This is a genomic window from Sinomonas sp. (assembly GCF_036848755.1).
Taxonomy (GTDB): Bacteria; Actinomycetota; Actinomycetes; order Actinomycetales; family Micrococcaceae; genus Sinomonas.
The window spans coordinates 1-15,073 of the sequence record NZ_DAIUJO010000090.1; the positions used below are offsets into that span (position 1 = coordinate 1).

The following is a 15,073-nucleotide window of genomic DNA, read 5'->3' on the forward strand; positions in this document are numbered from 1 at the left end:
CCTAGCCGCCTTCGGGAGGCGCCAAGCGGGCGGAAGCAGGGCCGGATGTGCGTTTCGTCACGCCTGGCCGCCCCCGGAATACCCGGCTGCCCGGCGGAAGTTTAGGATAGAAAGCACCGCAGCAGACCACGCCCGTAAGTACTGGCTGGTCATCAGCACTTCCCGTCAGTTTCGCGCCGCACCCCTCGGCGCAGGCCAAGGAGCACTCATGACCACCGCCCCCGAGCACGATCCCTTCGGCTTCCTCGGACTCACCTACGACGACGTCCTCCTGCTGCCCGGTCCCACGGATGTCATCCCGTCCGAGGCTGATACTTCGACCCGACTCTCCCGCCGCATCCGACTCGGCATCCCCGTCCTGTCTGCAGCCATGGACACGGTGACCGAGGCCCGGATGGCCATCAGCCTTGCGCGTCAGGGCGGGATCGGCATCCTTCACCGCAACCTGTCCATCGAGGACCAGGCCGAGCAGGTCGACCAGGTGAAGCGCAGCGAGTCCGGGATGATCACGAAGCCAGTGACGGTCGGGCCCGACGCAACCCTGAAAGAGCTCGACGACCTGTGCGCCCACTACCGCGTCTCGGGCCTGCCCGTCGTCGACGGCAATCGCCGACTGCTCGGCATCATCACGAACCGGGACACCCGCTTCATCCCCTACGAGGAGTTCGCGAGCCGCAAGGTGCACGAGGTCATGACCCCGATGCCTCTCGTGACCGCGAAGGTGGGCGTCGCGAGGGACGAGGTCATCGGCCTCCTCGGCAAGCACCGAATCGAGAAGCTTCCGCTCGTCGACGACGACGACATCCTCCAGGGGCTCATCACCGTGAAGGACTTCGAGAAGGCGGATCAGTACCCGAACGCCACGAAGGACGAGTCCGGGCGCCTTCGCGTGGGTGCAGCGGTCGGGTTCTTCGGGGACGGCTACGAGCGGGCGATGACGATGGTGGAGGCCGGCGTCGACGTGCTCGTGGTCGACACCGCGAACGGCCACAGCCAGGGCGTCCTCGACATGATCTCGCGGCTCAAGAAGGACCCTGCCGCGGCGCATGTCGACGTCATCGGCGGTCAGGCGGCGACCCGTGAGGGCGCGCAGGCGCTCATCGACGCGGGTGCGGACGCGATCAAGGTCGGCGTCGGCCCTGGGTCGATCTGCACGACCCGCGTGGTGGCCGGCGTGGGCGTGCCTCAGGTCACGGCGATCTACGAGTCGGCGAAGGCCGCGATTCCGGCGGGCGTGCCGGTGATCGCCGACGGCGGCCTGCAGTACTCGGGCGACATCGGCAAGGCGATCGTCGCCGGAGCGGATTCGGTCATGCTCGGCTCCCTCCTCGCGGGCACGGCCGAGGCGCCGGGCGATCTGGTCTTCATGAACGGCAAGCAGTTCAAGTCCTACCGGGGCATGGGCTCGCTGGGTGCGATGCAGACGCGCGGCAAGAACACGTCCTACTCGAAGGACCGCTACTTCCAAGCCGACGTCCCGAGCGACGAGAAGCTCGTCCCGGAAGGCATCGAGGGCCAGGTTCCCTACCGCGGGCCCCTCGCCGCGGTCGCCCATCAGCTCGTGGGCGGGCTGCGCCAGACGATGTTCTACGTCGGTGCCCACACCATCGATGAACTCAAGGCGAAGGGCAAGTTCGTCAGGATCACGTCCGCGGGACTCAAGGAGAGCCACCCGCACGACATCATGATCACGGCCGAGGCGCCCAACTACCGCAAGTAGGCCGCCCCAGGTCTCAGGCAGAGGCCCCTTGCCCCTCCGGGCGAGGGGCTTCGTCGTCGGGCTTCCCGTTGTGCGGTCGACTAAGGTAGAGGCCGTGACCTACGAGATCGAAATCGGCCGCGGCAAGCGCGGACGGCGCGCTTATTCCCTCGACGACATCGCCATCGTCCCCAACCGGCGGACCCGGGATCCCGAGGACGTCTCGGTCTCGTGGCAGATCGATGCGTACCGCTTCGGGATGCCCGTCATTGCCGCGCCGATGGACTCGGTCATGTCGCCCGCGACTGCCGTCGAGCTCGGCCGTCTGGGGGGACTCGGCGTCCTCGATCTCGAGGGCCTCTGGACCCGGTACGAGGACCCCGAGCCCGTGCTCGCGGAGATCGCCGCGCTCGAGGGGGATCCGTCGAGCCCGACGGTCACGCGCCGTCTTCAGGAGCTGTACTCCCAGCCCGTCGATCCCGAGCTCATCACGTCGCGCCTCGAGCAGATCCGCGCTGCGGGCGTGACGGTCGCTGGCGCGCTCACGCCATCCGGCACCCTGCGGCACTACAAGACCGTGCTGGCCGCCGGCGTCGACCTTTTCGTCATCCGCGGCACGACGGTCTCCGCCGAGCACGTCTCGAAGAACCAGGAGCCGCTCAACCTCAAGAAGTTCATCTACGAGCTCGACGTCCCGGTGATCGTCGGAGGCGCCGCCGGCTACACGCCGGCCCTGCACCTCATGCGCACGGGCGCGGCAGGAGTGCTCGTCGGCTTCGGCGGGGGAGCGACGACGACGACGCGTCGCGCCTTGGGCATCCATTCTCCCCTTGCCTCGGCGATCAGCGACGTTGCCGCCGCACGCCGCGACTACATGGACGAATCGGGCGGCCGGTACGTCCACGTCATCGCCGACGGCGGCATGGGCACCTCGGGCGCCATCGTGAAGGCGATCGCCATGGGGGCGGACGCCGTCATGCTGGGCTCTGCCCTCGCGCGCTCCCTCGAAGCGCCCGGCCGCGGCTGGCACTGGGGAGCAGAAGCCCACCACCCGGAGACGCCGCGCGGCGAACGCGTCAACGTCGGGACCGTGGGGCCCATGGAGGAAGTCCTCTTCGGGCCCGGGCACCACGCCGACGGGACGTCGAACCTCGTCGGCATGCTGCGCCGCTCCATGGCCACGACCGGGTACTCGGACCTCAAGGAATTCCAGCGCGTCGACGTCGTCGTCTCCCCACACGCGGGCCTGTAGCGCGCCGGCGGGGTTAATCCGGCGTCGAGACGCCCGCGCGCTGGGTGACGCGCCTAGACTCCTAGGAAGAAGTCTCGGGAGCGGAGGGCGCAATGTCGGCACAGCTCGGGCCGGGGGCCCGGACAGCGGCGATCGAACGGTTCAAGGCGACGGGCGCCCCGGAGAAGCAGCTTGACGTTCTCATCGTGGGGGGCGGCATCGTGGGGGCCGGCGCCGCGCTCGACGCCGTGACCAGAGGCCTCGACGTCGGCATCGTCGAGCAGCGCGACTGGGCCTCGGGCACGTCCTCCCGCTCCTCGAAGCTCATCCACGGAGGCCTCCGCTATCTCGAGATGATGGACTTCCGGCTTGTTCAGGAGGCTCTGCAGGAGCGTGGGCTCCTCCTGCAGAGGATCGCGCCCCACCTCGTGAAGCCCGTGCCGTTCCTGTACCCGCTGACCCGCCGCTGGTGGGAGCGGCCCTACGTCGGCACCGGCATGATGATGTACGACTCGCTGGGCCTCACCAACGGGCACGGAACGGGACTGCCCGTCCACAAGCACATGTTCAGGCGGGGGACGCTTCGGGCGGCCCCCAGCCTGCGCGACGACGCGATGATCGGCGCGATCCGCTACTACGACGCCCAGGTCGACGACGCCCGGATGGTGGTGAACGTCGTCCGCACAGCGGCCCACCACGGAGCGCACGCGGTCAACCGGATGCGCGTCGAGAGCTTCCTGCGCGAGGGCGAGCGCGTCGTTGGGGCGCACGTGCGAGACCTCGAGACGGGTGAAGAGCTCGACATCCGGGCCAAGCAGGTCATCAACGCCACAGGGGTGTGGACCGACGAAACCCAAGCCATGGTGACCGAGCGCGGGCAGCTCAAGGTCCGGGCATCGAAGGGGGTCCACCTCGTCGTCCCGCGCGATCGGTTCCAGTCGACCGTGGGGCTCATCCTCCGCACGGAGAAGTCGGTGCTGTTCGTCATCCCCTGGGGACGCCATTGGATCATCGGCACGACCGACACCGACTGGCGCCTCGACAAGGCCCATCCGGCTGCCTCGAGCAAGGACATCGACTACATCCTCGAACGTGTCAACCGCGTGCTCAGGCGCCCGCTCACCCGAGAGGACGTGGAGGGCGTGTACGCGGGCCTCAGGCCGCTTCTCGCGGGCGAGAACGACTCGACGGCGAAGCTGAGCCGCGAGCACGTCGTCGCGCATCCGGTGCCCGGGATCGTCGTCGTCGCCGGTGGGAAGTTCACGACCTACCGGATCATGGCGCGCGACGCCGTCGACGAGGCCGTGCGAAATCTCGACGAGCGAGTCCCGGCGAGCGTCACCGACCGGATCCCGCTGCTCGGCGCCGACGGGTTCAAGGCCGTGTGGAACCGGCGCGCCCGGCTTGCGGCCGCCGCCGGGGTCCACGTCGCCCGGGTCGAACACCTTCTCAATCGCTTCGGCTCGCTCGCGACGGAGGTCCTCGACATCATCGCCCGCGACCCTTCGCTCGCGCAGCCCCTGCCGGGCGCCGACGACTACCTCCGGGCCGAGGTCGTCTACGCCGTGACGCATGAGGCCGCCCGCCACGTTGAGGACGTCCTGACGCGCCGCACCCGCATCTCCATCGAGGCGTGGGACCGTGGAGTCTCGGCGGCGCCGGTCGTCGCCGAGCTCATGGCCCCGCTGCTCGACTGGAGCGATGTGCAGCGCGAACGCGAGACAGCGCACTACCTCAAGCGCGTCGAGGCGGAGAGGCTGAGCCAGGAGCAGCCCGACGACGCGACGGCCGACGTGGCCCGGCTCGGTGCCGACGACATCATTCCGGTGCGCTAAGGCGAGCGTTCAGGTGCGGTCCGTAAAATGGCCGCATGCCCCAGCCTTTCGACCGCTACGACGCCCAGCTGACCTCGCCCGGGCTCGTCATCCTCGAGATGGACGCCGAGGACCGGCAGGATGCTACGCGGCAGCTCGCCGAGCGTCTCGCCGCCGAGGGCCGGATCGGTGACCTCGAGGCCTTCCTCTCCGACGTCCAGGCCCGCGAGCATCAGATGGCCACCGGGCTCCCCGGCGGCATCGGCCTTCCCCACGCGCGAAGCGAGCAGGTGATCCAGCCATCGATCGCGGTCGGGGTGGCGAAATACGGGAGGGCGGTCGACTTCGGCGGCCTCGATGGACCGGCCTACGTCGTGCTGCTCATCGCGACCCCGGCCTCGAGCTTCTCGGAGCATCTCGAGGTTCTCGCGACGATGGCTCGTTCGCTCTCCAAGGCCGGGTTCCGCGAGTCCCTGCGGCGAGCGAACGACGCCGACATCATCTCTGAGCTCGTCAATTCGGCTCTCGTCTTCGGAGACTAGCTGGGGGCTGATTCGCGGCGGAAGCCGGTCCGAGTACGGCCCCGGACGGCCTAGGGCGTTTAGTTTTTCTACAGCTTGTCGGAGTACCGTTGAAAGGTGCTGAGAACCGCCCTCAAACCCCGTTGGATCCTCGCGCTCATCGGCGCTCTTGCGGTCTCGGGCGTGTTCGTGCTGTTGAGCCAGTGGCAGTTCTCGCGATCGACGTCCGACGCGCCGCCAGTCGTGACGACGACCGAGACACCCCAGCCTCTCACGAAGACCATCCAGCCTGGCACGGACTTCCCGGCGGCCGCCGCGGATCAGATGATCACGGCGACCGGGCACTATGACCCTTCGAAACAGGTGCTCGTGCCGAACCGGCTGCTTCAGGGCGTGAGCGGGTGGTGGGTCGTGACGGCCTTCGTGGTCGACGGCGCTCCGGCCGTTGGCGGCGATCATACCGTCGTCATTCCGGTCGCCCGCGGCTGGCTTGCCGATCCAGGCCAGATGCAGACTCCGCCGTCAGGGGAAGTCCGGCTGACCGGTCGGCTCGAACCCTCGGAGGCTCCTGAGGCGAACAAGCATCCCGCCCCGGGCCAGGCGTCGATGGTCTCAGTCGCGGAGCTCATCAACATGTGGGACGTGGCGAGCTACACAGGCTTCGTCGGGGCAACCCACGAGGTGACGGCGGCTGGCGACCAGTCGGCGTCGGCTGTTTCCGGGCCGCTCAAGCCGCTCAATATTCCACCCCAGCCGAAATCGACGCCAGTCAACTGGCTCAACATCTTCTACGCCGTCGAGTGGGTTGTCTTCGCGGGATTCGCGATCTTCCTGTGGTGGCGGCTCGTCCGTGATGAATACGAACGCGAGCTGGAAGCCCGCGCGGAGTACGAATCCGGCTCGTCTGAACCCTCCTCGCCTGGTCAGTCCTCGCCGGGCGAGGAAAATCTCCCATCCGACACCGGAGGAAAACCGTGATCGACCCCAAGCCCGCCACCGGGCGTACCCCCCAGCGCCGCTTCGGCGGCACCGTCGCGCAGATCCGCTCTGCGCTCGGCTTCTACAAGGTCATGGCGTATGCGACAGGTTCCATGCTCCTGCTGCTGTGCCTTGAGATGATCCTGCGCTACGGCTTCGGAAAGTTCATCTTTGCCGGAGGCACCGACGCGCTCACAGGCAAAGCCTTCGGTTTCGGCCTGGCTGATGCCGATCCTGCCGGTGTGCTCGGCGGGGTGAACCTGTCCATCACGATCCTCATCGTGCACGGCTGGATGTACGTGATCTACCTCATCTCGAACTTCCGTCTCTGGTCGCTCATGCGCTGGCAGTTCGGCCGCCTCATCCTCATGGCGGCCGGCGGCGTGGTCCCGCTCCTCTCGTTCTTCGTCGAGCGCCGAATCCATGCCGAGGTGGAGCGCGAGCTTCTGGCACACCCGGATGCTGGCCAGCGCTACTGACGCTGGGGGCGGGTGCCCACGGCGCGCCATTCCTGATGTCCGGTAGGCTTGACGGGTGACAACAGCATCCCAGAGCGCTGGCTCGCAGACAGCCCACAGGCCCGTGCTCGTGGTGGACTATGGTGCCCAGTACGCGCAGCTCATCGCACGGCGCGTGCGCGAGGCGAACGTCTATTCCGAGATCGTCCCGCACACCCTCACCACTGAGCAGATCCTCGCAAAGAACCCGGCCGCCATCATCCTTTCGGGCGGTCCATCGAGCGTCTACGCGGACGGGGCGCCGCGCGTTGGGGCGGACCTCTTCTCGGCAGGCGTGCCGGTCTTCGGGATCTGCTACGGCTTCCAGGCGATGGCGAATGCCCTCGGCGGTCTCGTCGCGAAGACGGGACTGCGCGAGTACGGCGCAACCCAGGTTTCGGCGGTGGGCGAGCCCCACTCGATCCTCGCCGGCGTACCGGTGCTTCAGAGCACTTGGATGAGCCACGGCGATGCGGTGCAGGAGGCCCCCGAAGGCTTCGAGGTGCTCGCCACGACGCCCGGTGCTCCGGTTGCGGCTTTCGTGAACCTGGACAAGGCGCTCGGCGGGGTGCAGTGGCATCCGGAGGTCAAGCATTCCGAGTACGGCCAGCAGGTCCTCGAGAACTTCCTGTTCGGCGTGGCGGGCCTTGAGCGCAACTGGACCACGGGGAACATCGTGGACGAGCAGGTCGGGCGCATCCGCGATCAGGTGGGTGACGCGCGCGTCATCTGCGGACTGTCCGGCGGCGTGGACTCGGCGGTGGCCGCCGCGCTCGTGCAGCGGGCGGTGGGGGAGCAGCTGACCTGCGTCTTCGTCGATCACGGGCTCCTCCGCGAAGGCGAGGCCGAGCAGGTCGAGCGCGACTTCGTCGCGGCAACCGGCGTCAACCTCTACGTGGCCAACGAGCAGGAGCGGTTCCTCTCGGCCCTCGCCGGCGTCACCGATCCAGAGCAGAAGCGGAAGATCATCGGCCGCGAGTTCATCCGGGCGTTCGAAGAGGCAGAGCGCACGATCATCGAGAAGGCCAAGGCCGAGGGCGAGCAGATCCGCTTCCTGGTCCAGGGCACCCTCTACCCCGACGTCGTCGAGTCGGGCGGCGGTGAGGGCGCGGCGAACATCAAGAGCCACCACAACGTGGGCGGCCTCCCGGAGGACATGCGCTTCGAGCTCGTCGAGCCTCTGCGCACCCTCTTCAAGGACGAGGTGCGCGCGGTCGGGCGTCAGCTTGGGCTTCCCGCCGAGATCGTTGGACGTCAGCCGTTCCCCGGACCCGGCCTGGGCATCCGGATCATCGGCGAGGTCAACCACGAGCGCCTCGAACTCCTCCGCAAGGCTGACGCGATCGCCCGCCACGAGCTCACGGCCGCGGGACTCGACGACGAGGTCTGGCAGATGCCGGTTGTCCTGCTGGCCGACGTCCGCAGCGTCGGCGTCCAGGGTGACGGCCGCACGTACGGCCACCCGATCGTTCTTCGCCCGGTCTCGAGCGAGGATGCCATGACGGCGGACTGGTCGCGGCTTCCGTTCGACCTCCTCTCGCGCATCTCCAACCGGATCACGAACGAGGTCGAGGGAGTCAACCGCGTGGTCCTCGATGTCACGAGCAAGCCCCCGGGAACCATCGAATGGGAGTGATTCCCCGCTGATTTGGCCCCCGGCTGCGTTGCGCCCGGGGGCCTTGGCGTCCGAGAGGCTAGTCTCGAAGCTATGCCGATCAGGTCCACAGGCAAACGACGGAGCGCTCCAGAGAGCGCGGAGGAGAGCAGGGACGTGCCCCAGCATCCGGGTATGCAGGAAGACGAGGCGCGCCTCGAGGCGTGGCTTTCGGCTCTGCCCGCCGTCACGGGACCCGATACCATGCTCAGTTTCTACCCCACTCCTGAAGGCACTATCGAGCTCACCTCGGCGAATGCCTCCGGCCTGGCCCAGCTCCTTGCCGGGCGCCGGACCCGTCTCTCGACGCTGGTCCGGGAACGCTACGACTACACGGCCGCGGCCCGTGCCGCTCGGAATCTGCGGGCGAAGATCTACGAGCTCGCGAACGAGCGAGGGCTCGATGCGGGCCATCTGGCCGCGGGAATCGCTACGTGGACGTCGGCCGTGGGTGGGCGGCCGCGCCGGGTGAGCGCGCCGGTCCTCCTGGCCGGAGTGGCGTTGACGGTGCGCTCCGAGCAGGACGATTTCGAAATCAAGCTCACCGGGCCTGCTCGGCTCAACCCGGCCCTCGTCCGTCATCTGCGCACTGTCCACCGCCTCGAGATCGACGTGGCTGCCGTTGAGCGGCTGGCCTACAGCACCGCGCGCCTCGACCCTCACCCGGTGCTCGAACGCTTCCGCACGATTCTGGGCGGAATCCCCGGTGCGGCAGTCGAGACGAGGCTGCTCGTCTCGACCTTCGCAGACCTCGAACATGCGCTTGACGACCCCGCGATCACTGCTGGCGCCCCAGTGGTCGCTTCGCTCGCCGCGGCTTCCCGCTCGGTGCACATTGCCCCCGCTCCCCTTGACCCCACCCGGTTCACGCCCGTGGACGAACGTCCGCCCTCCCACGAACTGCTGGTGGTCGACGCAGACGCGGATCAGCAGCTCGCCATCGATTCCGCTCGTGCAGGTGACTCCCTTGTCGTCGAGACTCCGCCTGGCACGGGCCAGACGCAGACCGCCGTCAACGTGATCGCCAATCTGGTGGACGCCGGCCGAACTGTCCTCGTGGTGGCCGAGCGCCGCGCGAGCCTCGTGGAGCTCAACCATGCGTGCGAGCGACTGGGCCTCGGCTCGCTCCTTCTCCAGCTGAGTGCTGGGCTCACAGCGAATCAGCTCAAGCAGCAGCTCGTGCGGGCCATCGTCCGGAACGAGAAGGCCGAACAGCCTCGCCTCGAGACCATCCACCGGACCCTTATCGAGCGGCGGTATCAGCTGCTCGAGCACGTCGAGTCCCTGCACAATGTGCGCGAAAGGTGGGGCTGCTCGCCCTATGAGGCCATGCAGTCCCTCGCGGCCCTCACGTCCATCCACCCCTCGCCCGCGACGACTGTGCGACTCAAGCGCAGTGTCCTCGACAGCATCCGTGAACGAAGGGAGCTCGCCGAACGCCTCCGGCGGGCCGCGGAACTCGGCAGCTTCAGCCGCGAGGCCACGACCAGCCCGTGGTACGGGGCGAGGATGCTGACCCGCCGCGAGACGGAAGACGCGCAAGCCCTTGTGCAGACACTCGTCGCCGACCTTCCGGCGCTCCGCGAGAGGATGGCCACGCTCGCAGCCCACTCCGAGATCCGCCTTGGATCCTCTGTCGAGGAGTGGGGGCGGCAGATCGAGATGCTCGTCGCGGTGCGTGAGAGCCTCGACAAGTTCACGCCGGACATCTTCGACCGTCCGGTGAACGACCTCATAGCAGCTACTGCGCCGACCGCGTGGCGTCGGGAACGCGGGATCGAGATCCCCGCCATGCAGCGCTCGCGCCTCCGTCGGGTGGCCAAGGAATACGTCCGGCCGGGCGTTCACCTCGCTGATCTCCACAGTTCGCTCATCCTTGTCCAGGAACAGCGGGCCCAGTGGTCCGAATACGCCGTGTCGCAACGGCACCCGATGGTGCCCTCGGGACTCGTCGACCTCCGTGAGGACTATCGGGCGGTCCGCAAGGGCCTCGAACGGCTCGGGCACATCATTGCGGGGACACGGAGCGGGGGAGACCTGTTGCGCGACCCCGTGATCGAGGTTCAGGGACGGCTCCAAGAGCTCTCCGAAAGCTACGATTCCCTGCGGTCGCTGCCCGAAAGGACGCTCCTTGAGGACGAGCTGCGCGAGCGGGGACTCGGCGAGCTCCTTGAGGACCTCGCGGCGCGGCAGGCCTCGCCCGAGGTTGTGGCCTCGGAGCTTGAGCTTGCGTGGTGGCAGTCCGTCCTCGAGGCCATGATCAGCGGCGACGACTATCTTGCGATGTCCGACGGCGCCCAGTTGCGCACGGCGGAGGAAGAGTTCCGCCGTGCTGATCGCGCCCATATTGCCTCGGGCGCAGCTCGGGTCCGTTGGAGGCTTGCCGGGGAGTGGGGTCGCGCGCTCGGCGAGCACCCGCGCGAGGCGGAATCGCTGCGGAACCAGCTCAAGGACGGGCGCATCAGCCTTGCGGCCCTCGATTCTCAGTCCCCGCACCTCGTGCGGCCGCTCGTGCCGGTCTGGACCGCGAGCCCATACTCCTTGGCTTCGGCCGCCCCCGCGCAGCGTCGTTTCGATGCGGTGGTGATCCTCGACGCCGATTCGCTGCCGCTCCGTGCTGCGCTGCCCGCGGTGGCCCGCGCCCATCAGGTCATCGCGTTCGGCGACACCCACGTCGCGAATCCGAAGCCTTTCACCGTCGGCGTCGATCACGGCGCCCAGCCGCAGCAGCCGGACGAGGACGTTGAGAGTGCATTCGGCGCCTTGAGCAGAGTCCTTCCCACGGTGCGTCTCAAGACGGTGTATCGCGGGGTTGACGAGGAGCTCGGGCTCCAGCTGAGCCATCGGTTCTACGACGGCGTCCTCCGCAGGCTGCCGGACGGGCAATCCGTCACGGGCCTGGACAGGGCTCTCTTGGTCGAATACCTTCCGGACGGAACCGGAATGCCCTCCGGTCAGGACGGGAACGTCGAGTCCGTCGCCGCCGAGGTGAATCGCGTGGTGGATCTCGTATTCGAACATGCCGCCCACCGCCCGACCTCGTCGCTCGCGGTTGTTACCGCCAGTGCCCAGCACGCCGCCCGCGTCGGTGAGGCCATTCGTCTTCAGATGGCGAACCATGCGGACTCGAAGCAGTTCTTCAGCGGCGGGAAGGAGCCCTTCCGGGTCGTTCCTGTGGACCGAGCGGGAGGCCTTGTCCGCGATCATGTGATCTTCTCGCTCGGCTACGGGCGCACACCGCACGGACGCGCGATGCACTACTTTGGGCCGCTGAGCGAGCCCGGAGGCCGCCGTCGCTTCGCGCTCGCGATGAGCAGGGCACGGCACACGATGCACGTCCTGACCTGCTTCCAGCCAGGAGAGCTCGACGAGAGCCGTCTCGGCGAGGGGGCGAGAGACTTCCACGAACTCCTCGAACGAGAACTGGCAGGACGAACCGAGCTCGGCACCAGAGCGACGCGGGCGGCCGCCAGTGGAGAATCGCTCGGGGCCGATCCCCTCGTGACCGATCTCGGGGAGCGGCTTGCGTCGCGCGGCGCCCGAGTGTGGCACCACTACGACGGCGCCATCGACATGGCTGCCGCCGTGGATCCGCTTCTCACGCTCTCTCGTGACGACCAGGAGCAGAGCGTTCCGGTCGCCGTCGAGTCGGACGGCACGAACCGGTACCGGGAGCTGAGTGTGCGCGAGCGCAGTCGGCAGCGGCCTGAGCTCCTCGAGCGGATGGGCTGGCGCTACTTCACTCTGTGGACCATCGAAGTGTTCACCGACCCGGGGAGCTGCGCGGACATGATCGCCGATCTGCTGGGCCTCGACGGCCAGTCGGATGAAGGCAATGGCGCGGGCTTCCTCGCGGGTGGTGTCATGGGTGCCGCTCGCTCCGTCGATACCGAGACAGGACAGTGGGGCGGCCAGCCTCACGGTGAGGCCGCCGGCAGCGTGTGGAACGACATGGTGCTCGGCGAGAGTGGAGCCGAGGGCACGTCGCCCGGCGACTATGCCGCGTACGATGACGTGGTTCCCCTCGAGGACTACAGGGAGGGATCTCCGGTGGCAGCCCGTGACCATCTCAGTTCGCACCGCCGCGTGACGGTTCCCGCTACAGACGCGGGAGACGACCCCGCGGAGACTTCGGTCACGGAGAGCGGCGGCGACTCTGGGCACGGCTTCGAAACGCGAGGACCCTCTGCGGAGCGTCGCGATGAGACCGGAGCCGAGGGCCGGCCGAGGTCCCGCAGAGACGTGCGCGGTGCCGAGGGGGCCCCGCGTCGTCGCGATGCCGAAGCGCCCGCGCTCCCGCGCCGCGCCGCTGAGGACGACCCGCGTGCGTGGGGGGATCGAGAGTCGGAACGCGATCGAGAGCAATGGCTCAAGGAGCAGCGGCCTCCGCATTGGGGCTGAGTCTTCCTTCGCGCGCGTCGGCATCATCGAGGTGCCTCGACCAGTGCGAAGAAGACCTTGCCGCGGGCTGACGCTCCGGCGAGGAGCGGCGCCACTTCGGGGGAGGCCGCGACGACGAGGAGTCCGCTTTGGTCCTTCGGCGTGCCGAGCCACGCACCTGACTGCTCGGCACCAGATCCCGTCCAGAGGACGGTGACTCCGGCCGCGATCCGTGATGCGTTCCGGCCCTCGCGGTTCGATTCCTCGGCGAGCACGAGGTCGACGGACTGCCCGGTGCGAATCAGCTGGAGGGAGTTCGGGTCGGCGACCCTGACAGGCACTGCCGCGGTCCCGGGTGGCGTTCCCGCCAAAAGGCCCGGGCCGACGGTTGAGGCGTCCGTGAGCACGCCGCCCCGTCGGATGGGAGCCGCAAGACGCTTGCCTTCAGCAGCAGGCAACTCCCGCAGCGCGCCGTCGGGCACGGACTCTGGCGGTAGGGGCGCTATTCGAAGCTGCGAGGCCGAGAGGACGGCCCCGGCCGGCAAGTCGGTGGCGGCCACGACGACGGGAGACTGCAGCGTCGAGGGCGGGGTGAGCTGGTAGACCGAGACGGCCGCTGCCCCGCACAGCAGGGCGGCCGCCAGCGTGCGGCGCCGGCGTCCGAGGAAGCGTACGAATGGCGACCGGGGCCTCGAGCCCCAAGGCTGCAGGGGCCGCGGCACTCTGTCACGGCCGCGGGGCGATCGCCGGCGGCGGGACGGGCCAGGGGAAAGGGGCATGCCCCGACGCTAGAACAGTCGCTTGGTGCCAAGCGTCGCAGGACGGGTCGATGTGGACGACCCGCCGCGCTTTTGGGTGTGGAGGGAAAGACCTCAGTTCGCGGATGCGGACGCGGTGGCCGCAGGTGCGGGCGCGGGAGCCGCAGGCGCGCTCTTGCCCGCACTGGCGGAGGAGTCGCCGCCCGCTGGCGAAGCGTTGGAGCCGGCCGGCACCGTGCTCGAACTGCGCGAGTCCGTCCGGTAGAAGCCGCTTCCCTTGAAGACGACGCCGACGCTGTTGAACTTCTTGCGCAGGCTGCCGCCGCACTCCGGGCACGCTGTCAGGGAGTCGTCGCTGAACGACTGGACGATGTCGAAGGCATGTCCGCAGTCTTTGCAGGCGTATGCGTAAGTAGGCACAGTCACTCCTTGCGAAACGTTGGGGCCGTTAGCAGTCATCGACCCCGAGTGCCAATTCTAACAGGCCGCACTCATGCCATATTCCGCAGGTGCCGGACCCCGCTGGGAGTGATCGCGGCCCCCACCCTCCGGTCCAGCGGCTCGTCCGGCACATCGCCCGAAGGCAGGATCTCGGCGTCGAAGACAATGGCTGCCGTCGCTGGAGTCTCGTCCCCGAACTGCGCGAGAAACCGGTCGTAGTAGCCGCCGCCCTGGCCTACTCGCCGCCCCTCGGCGTCGAGCGCCGTCGCTGGGAGGAGGATCGCGGCGAGGGGTGGCCGACCGCCGTCGCCCGCTTGGAGGGCCCGCGCGTCGAGTCGCGGTCCCACGGGTTCCTGGAGCGGGGCGAAGCGACTGCGCTCGTAGGAGATGTCCGGTCGCCACTCGACCCACGAGAGCTGGCGCTCGGGCTCGCAGATCGGGAGCAGCAGGTGGAAGCCGCGGGCGTGGAGGCGGCCGAGGAGCGGCAGCGTGGGCGGCTCGGCGCCCAGGCCGAGGTAGGCCGTGAGTGTTCCGCGCTCCGGCACGTTGCTGGTCGCCCAGGCGAAGCCGTGGAACGCGATCCCCGCCCCCGCGGCCTCCCGTTGGTCCGGGGTCATCGCACGACGGCGCTGCCACACTTCCGCGCGCAGGCCGCGCTTCCGCTCCGCTGCATCTTCCACGCTCAGAGCCTAGCCGGACGCCTGTCACGCGGCTCCGCAGCGTGGGAATCGTCGTATAGAGTGACAGCGTGTCGACCACGAAGCCAGTCAGGAAAGCTGTCATCCCTGTCGCCGGGCTGGGCACCCGGTTCCTTCCGGTGACGAAGGCCATGCCCAAGGAAATGCTGCCCGTGGTGGACAAGCCCGCCATCCAATACGTCGTCGAAGAGGCGGTGTCCGTCGGTCTCGACGACATCCTCATGATCACCGGCCGTAACAAGCGCGCCCTCGAGGATCATTTCGACCGTGTTCCCTCGCTCGAGGCGACGCTCGAGGAGAAGGGCGACGAGAAGAAGCTCGCCGCCATCCAGGAGTCCAGCAACCTCGGTGACATTCATTACGTGCGTCAGGGGGATCCGAAGGGTCTGGGGCATGCGGTGC

Annotated in this window: 12 protein-coding genes; 9 read left to right on the forward strand and 3 right to left on the reverse strand. The window is 68.4% G+C overall.

What is annotated here, in order from left to right:
* The first annotated feature begins 208 nt into the window (after positions 1 to 208).
* The 8 genes from guaB to V7053_RS13860 all read left to right on the forward strand — a co-directional run bounded on the left by guaB (position 209) and on the right by V7053_RS13860 (position 12,795).
* Positions 209 to 1,720 (forward strand): IMP dehydrogenase, encoded by a 1,512-nt coding sequence (gene guaB / locus V7053_RS13825; protein WP_334172854.1) that lies wholly within the window; start codon positions 209 to 211, stop codon positions 1,718 to 1,720.
* Positions 1,721 to 1,814: 94 nt separating this feature from the next.
* Positions 1,815 to 2,951, forward strand: a complete 1,137-nt coding sequence (locus tag V7053_RS13830) for a GuaB3 family IMP dehydrogenase-related protein (protein WP_334172855.1) — start codon at positions 1,815 to 1,817, stop codon at positions 2,949 to 2,951.
* A gap of 92 nt (positions 2,952 to 3,043) precedes the next feature.
* Positions 3,044 to 4,765 carry a glycerol-3-phosphate dehydrogenase/oxidase gene (locus V7053_RS13835; protein ID WP_334172856.1) on the forward strand — a complete coding sequence of 574 codons (1,722 nt, stop codon included), beginning with the start codon at positions 3,044 to 3,046 and terminating at the stop codon, positions 4,763 to 4,765.
* A gap of 35 nt (positions 4,766 to 4,800) precedes the next feature.
* Entirely contained in the window at positions 4,801 to 5,286 is a 486-nt protein-coding gene (locus tag V7053_RS13840) for a PTS sugar transporter subunit IIA (protein WP_334172857.1), read from the forward strand.
* A 96-nt stretch (positions 5,287 to 5,382) separates the two neighbouring features.
* The gene (locus V7053_RS13845; protein ID WP_334172858.1) at positions 5,383 to 6,243 is read left to right on the forward strand and encodes an SURF1 family protein; all 861 of its coding nucleotides are present in this window, start codon (positions 5,383 to 5,385) and stop codon (positions 6,241 to 6,243) included.
* Complete coding sequence (locus tag V7053_RS13850) at positions 6,240 to 6,722, forward strand: DUF3817 domain-containing protein (protein WP_241052588.1); 483 nt, start codon at positions 6,240 to 6,242, stop codon at positions 6,720 to 6,722. The genes V7053_RS13845 and V7053_RS13850 overlap by 4 nt, the downstream gene beginning before the upstream one ends.
* Positions 6,723 to 6,825: 103 nt before the next feature.
* Complete coding sequence (guaA, locus tag V7053_RS13855) at positions 6,826 to 8,376, forward strand: glutamine-hydrolyzing GMP synthase (RefSeq protein WP_334172864.1); 1,551 nt, start codon at positions 6,826 to 6,828, stop codon at positions 8,374 to 8,376.
* 72 nt (positions 8,377 to 8,448) lie between these two features.
* Complete coding sequence (locus V7053_RS13860) at positions 8,449 to 12,795, forward strand: DUF4011 domain-containing protein (RefSeq protein WP_443022618.1); 4,347 nt, start codon at positions 8,449 to 8,451, stop codon at positions 12,793 to 12,795.
* A gap of 23 nt (positions 12,796 to 12,818) precedes the next feature.
* Here V7053_RS13860 and cpaB read toward each other — a convergent pair whose 3' ends face one another.
* The 3 genes from cpaB to V7053_RS13875 all read right to left on the reverse strand — a co-directional run bounded on the left by cpaB (position 12,819) and on the right by V7053_RS13875 (position 14,653).
* Complete coding sequence (gene cpaB, locus V7053_RS13865) at positions 12,819 to 13,553, reverse strand: Flp pilus assembly protein CpaB (RefSeq protein WP_334172860.1); 735 nt, start codon at positions 13,551 to 13,553, stop codon at positions 12,819 to 12,821.
* Between the two features lie 93 nt (positions 13,554 to 13,646).
* Positions 13,647 to 13,952: an FmdB family zinc ribbon protein gene (locus V7053_RS13870; RefSeq protein WP_334172861.1), complete on the reverse strand. Its 306-nt coding sequence runs from the start codon at positions 13,950 to 13,952 to the stop codon at positions 13,647 to 13,649.
* Positions 13,953 to 14,023: 71 nt separating this feature from the next.
* Positions 14,024 to 14,653, reverse strand: coding sequence for a 5-formyltetrahydrofolate cyclo-ligase (locus tag V7053_RS13875; protein WP_334172862.1), 630 nt, complete (start codon positions 14,651 to 14,653; stop codon positions 14,024 to 14,026).
* 68 nt (positions 14,654 to 14,721) lie between these two features.
* Here V7053_RS13875 and V7053_RS13880 point away from each other — a divergent pair.
* Positions 14,722 to 15,073: sugar phosphate nucleotidyltransferase (locus tag V7053_RS13880; protein WP_334172863.1), on the forward strand; the 352-nt coding region annotated here is incomplete at its 3' end.

Excerpts from the sequence above, each read along its gene's own strand:
- guaB (WP_334172854.1), top strand. The coding sequence starts at position 209 with ATGACCACCGCCCCCGAGCACGATCCCTTCGGCTTCCTCGGACTCACC.
- V7053_RS13835 (WP_334172856.1), top strand. The coding sequence starts at position 3,044 with ATGTCGGCACAGCTCGGGCCGGGGGCCCGGACAGCGGCGATCGAACGG.
- V7053_RS13840 (WP_334172857.1), top strand. The coding sequence starts at position 4,801 with ATGCCCCAGCCTTTCGACCGCTACGACGCCCAGCTGACCTCGCCCGGG.
- V7053_RS13860 (WP_443022618.1), top strand. The coding sequence starts at position 8,449 with ATGCCGATCAGGTCCACAGGCAAACGACGGAGCGCTCCAGAGAGCGCG.
- cpaB (WP_334172860.1), bottom strand. The coding sequence starts at position 13,553 with ATGCCCCTTTCCCCTGGCCCGTCCCGCCGCCGGCGATCGCCCCGCGGC.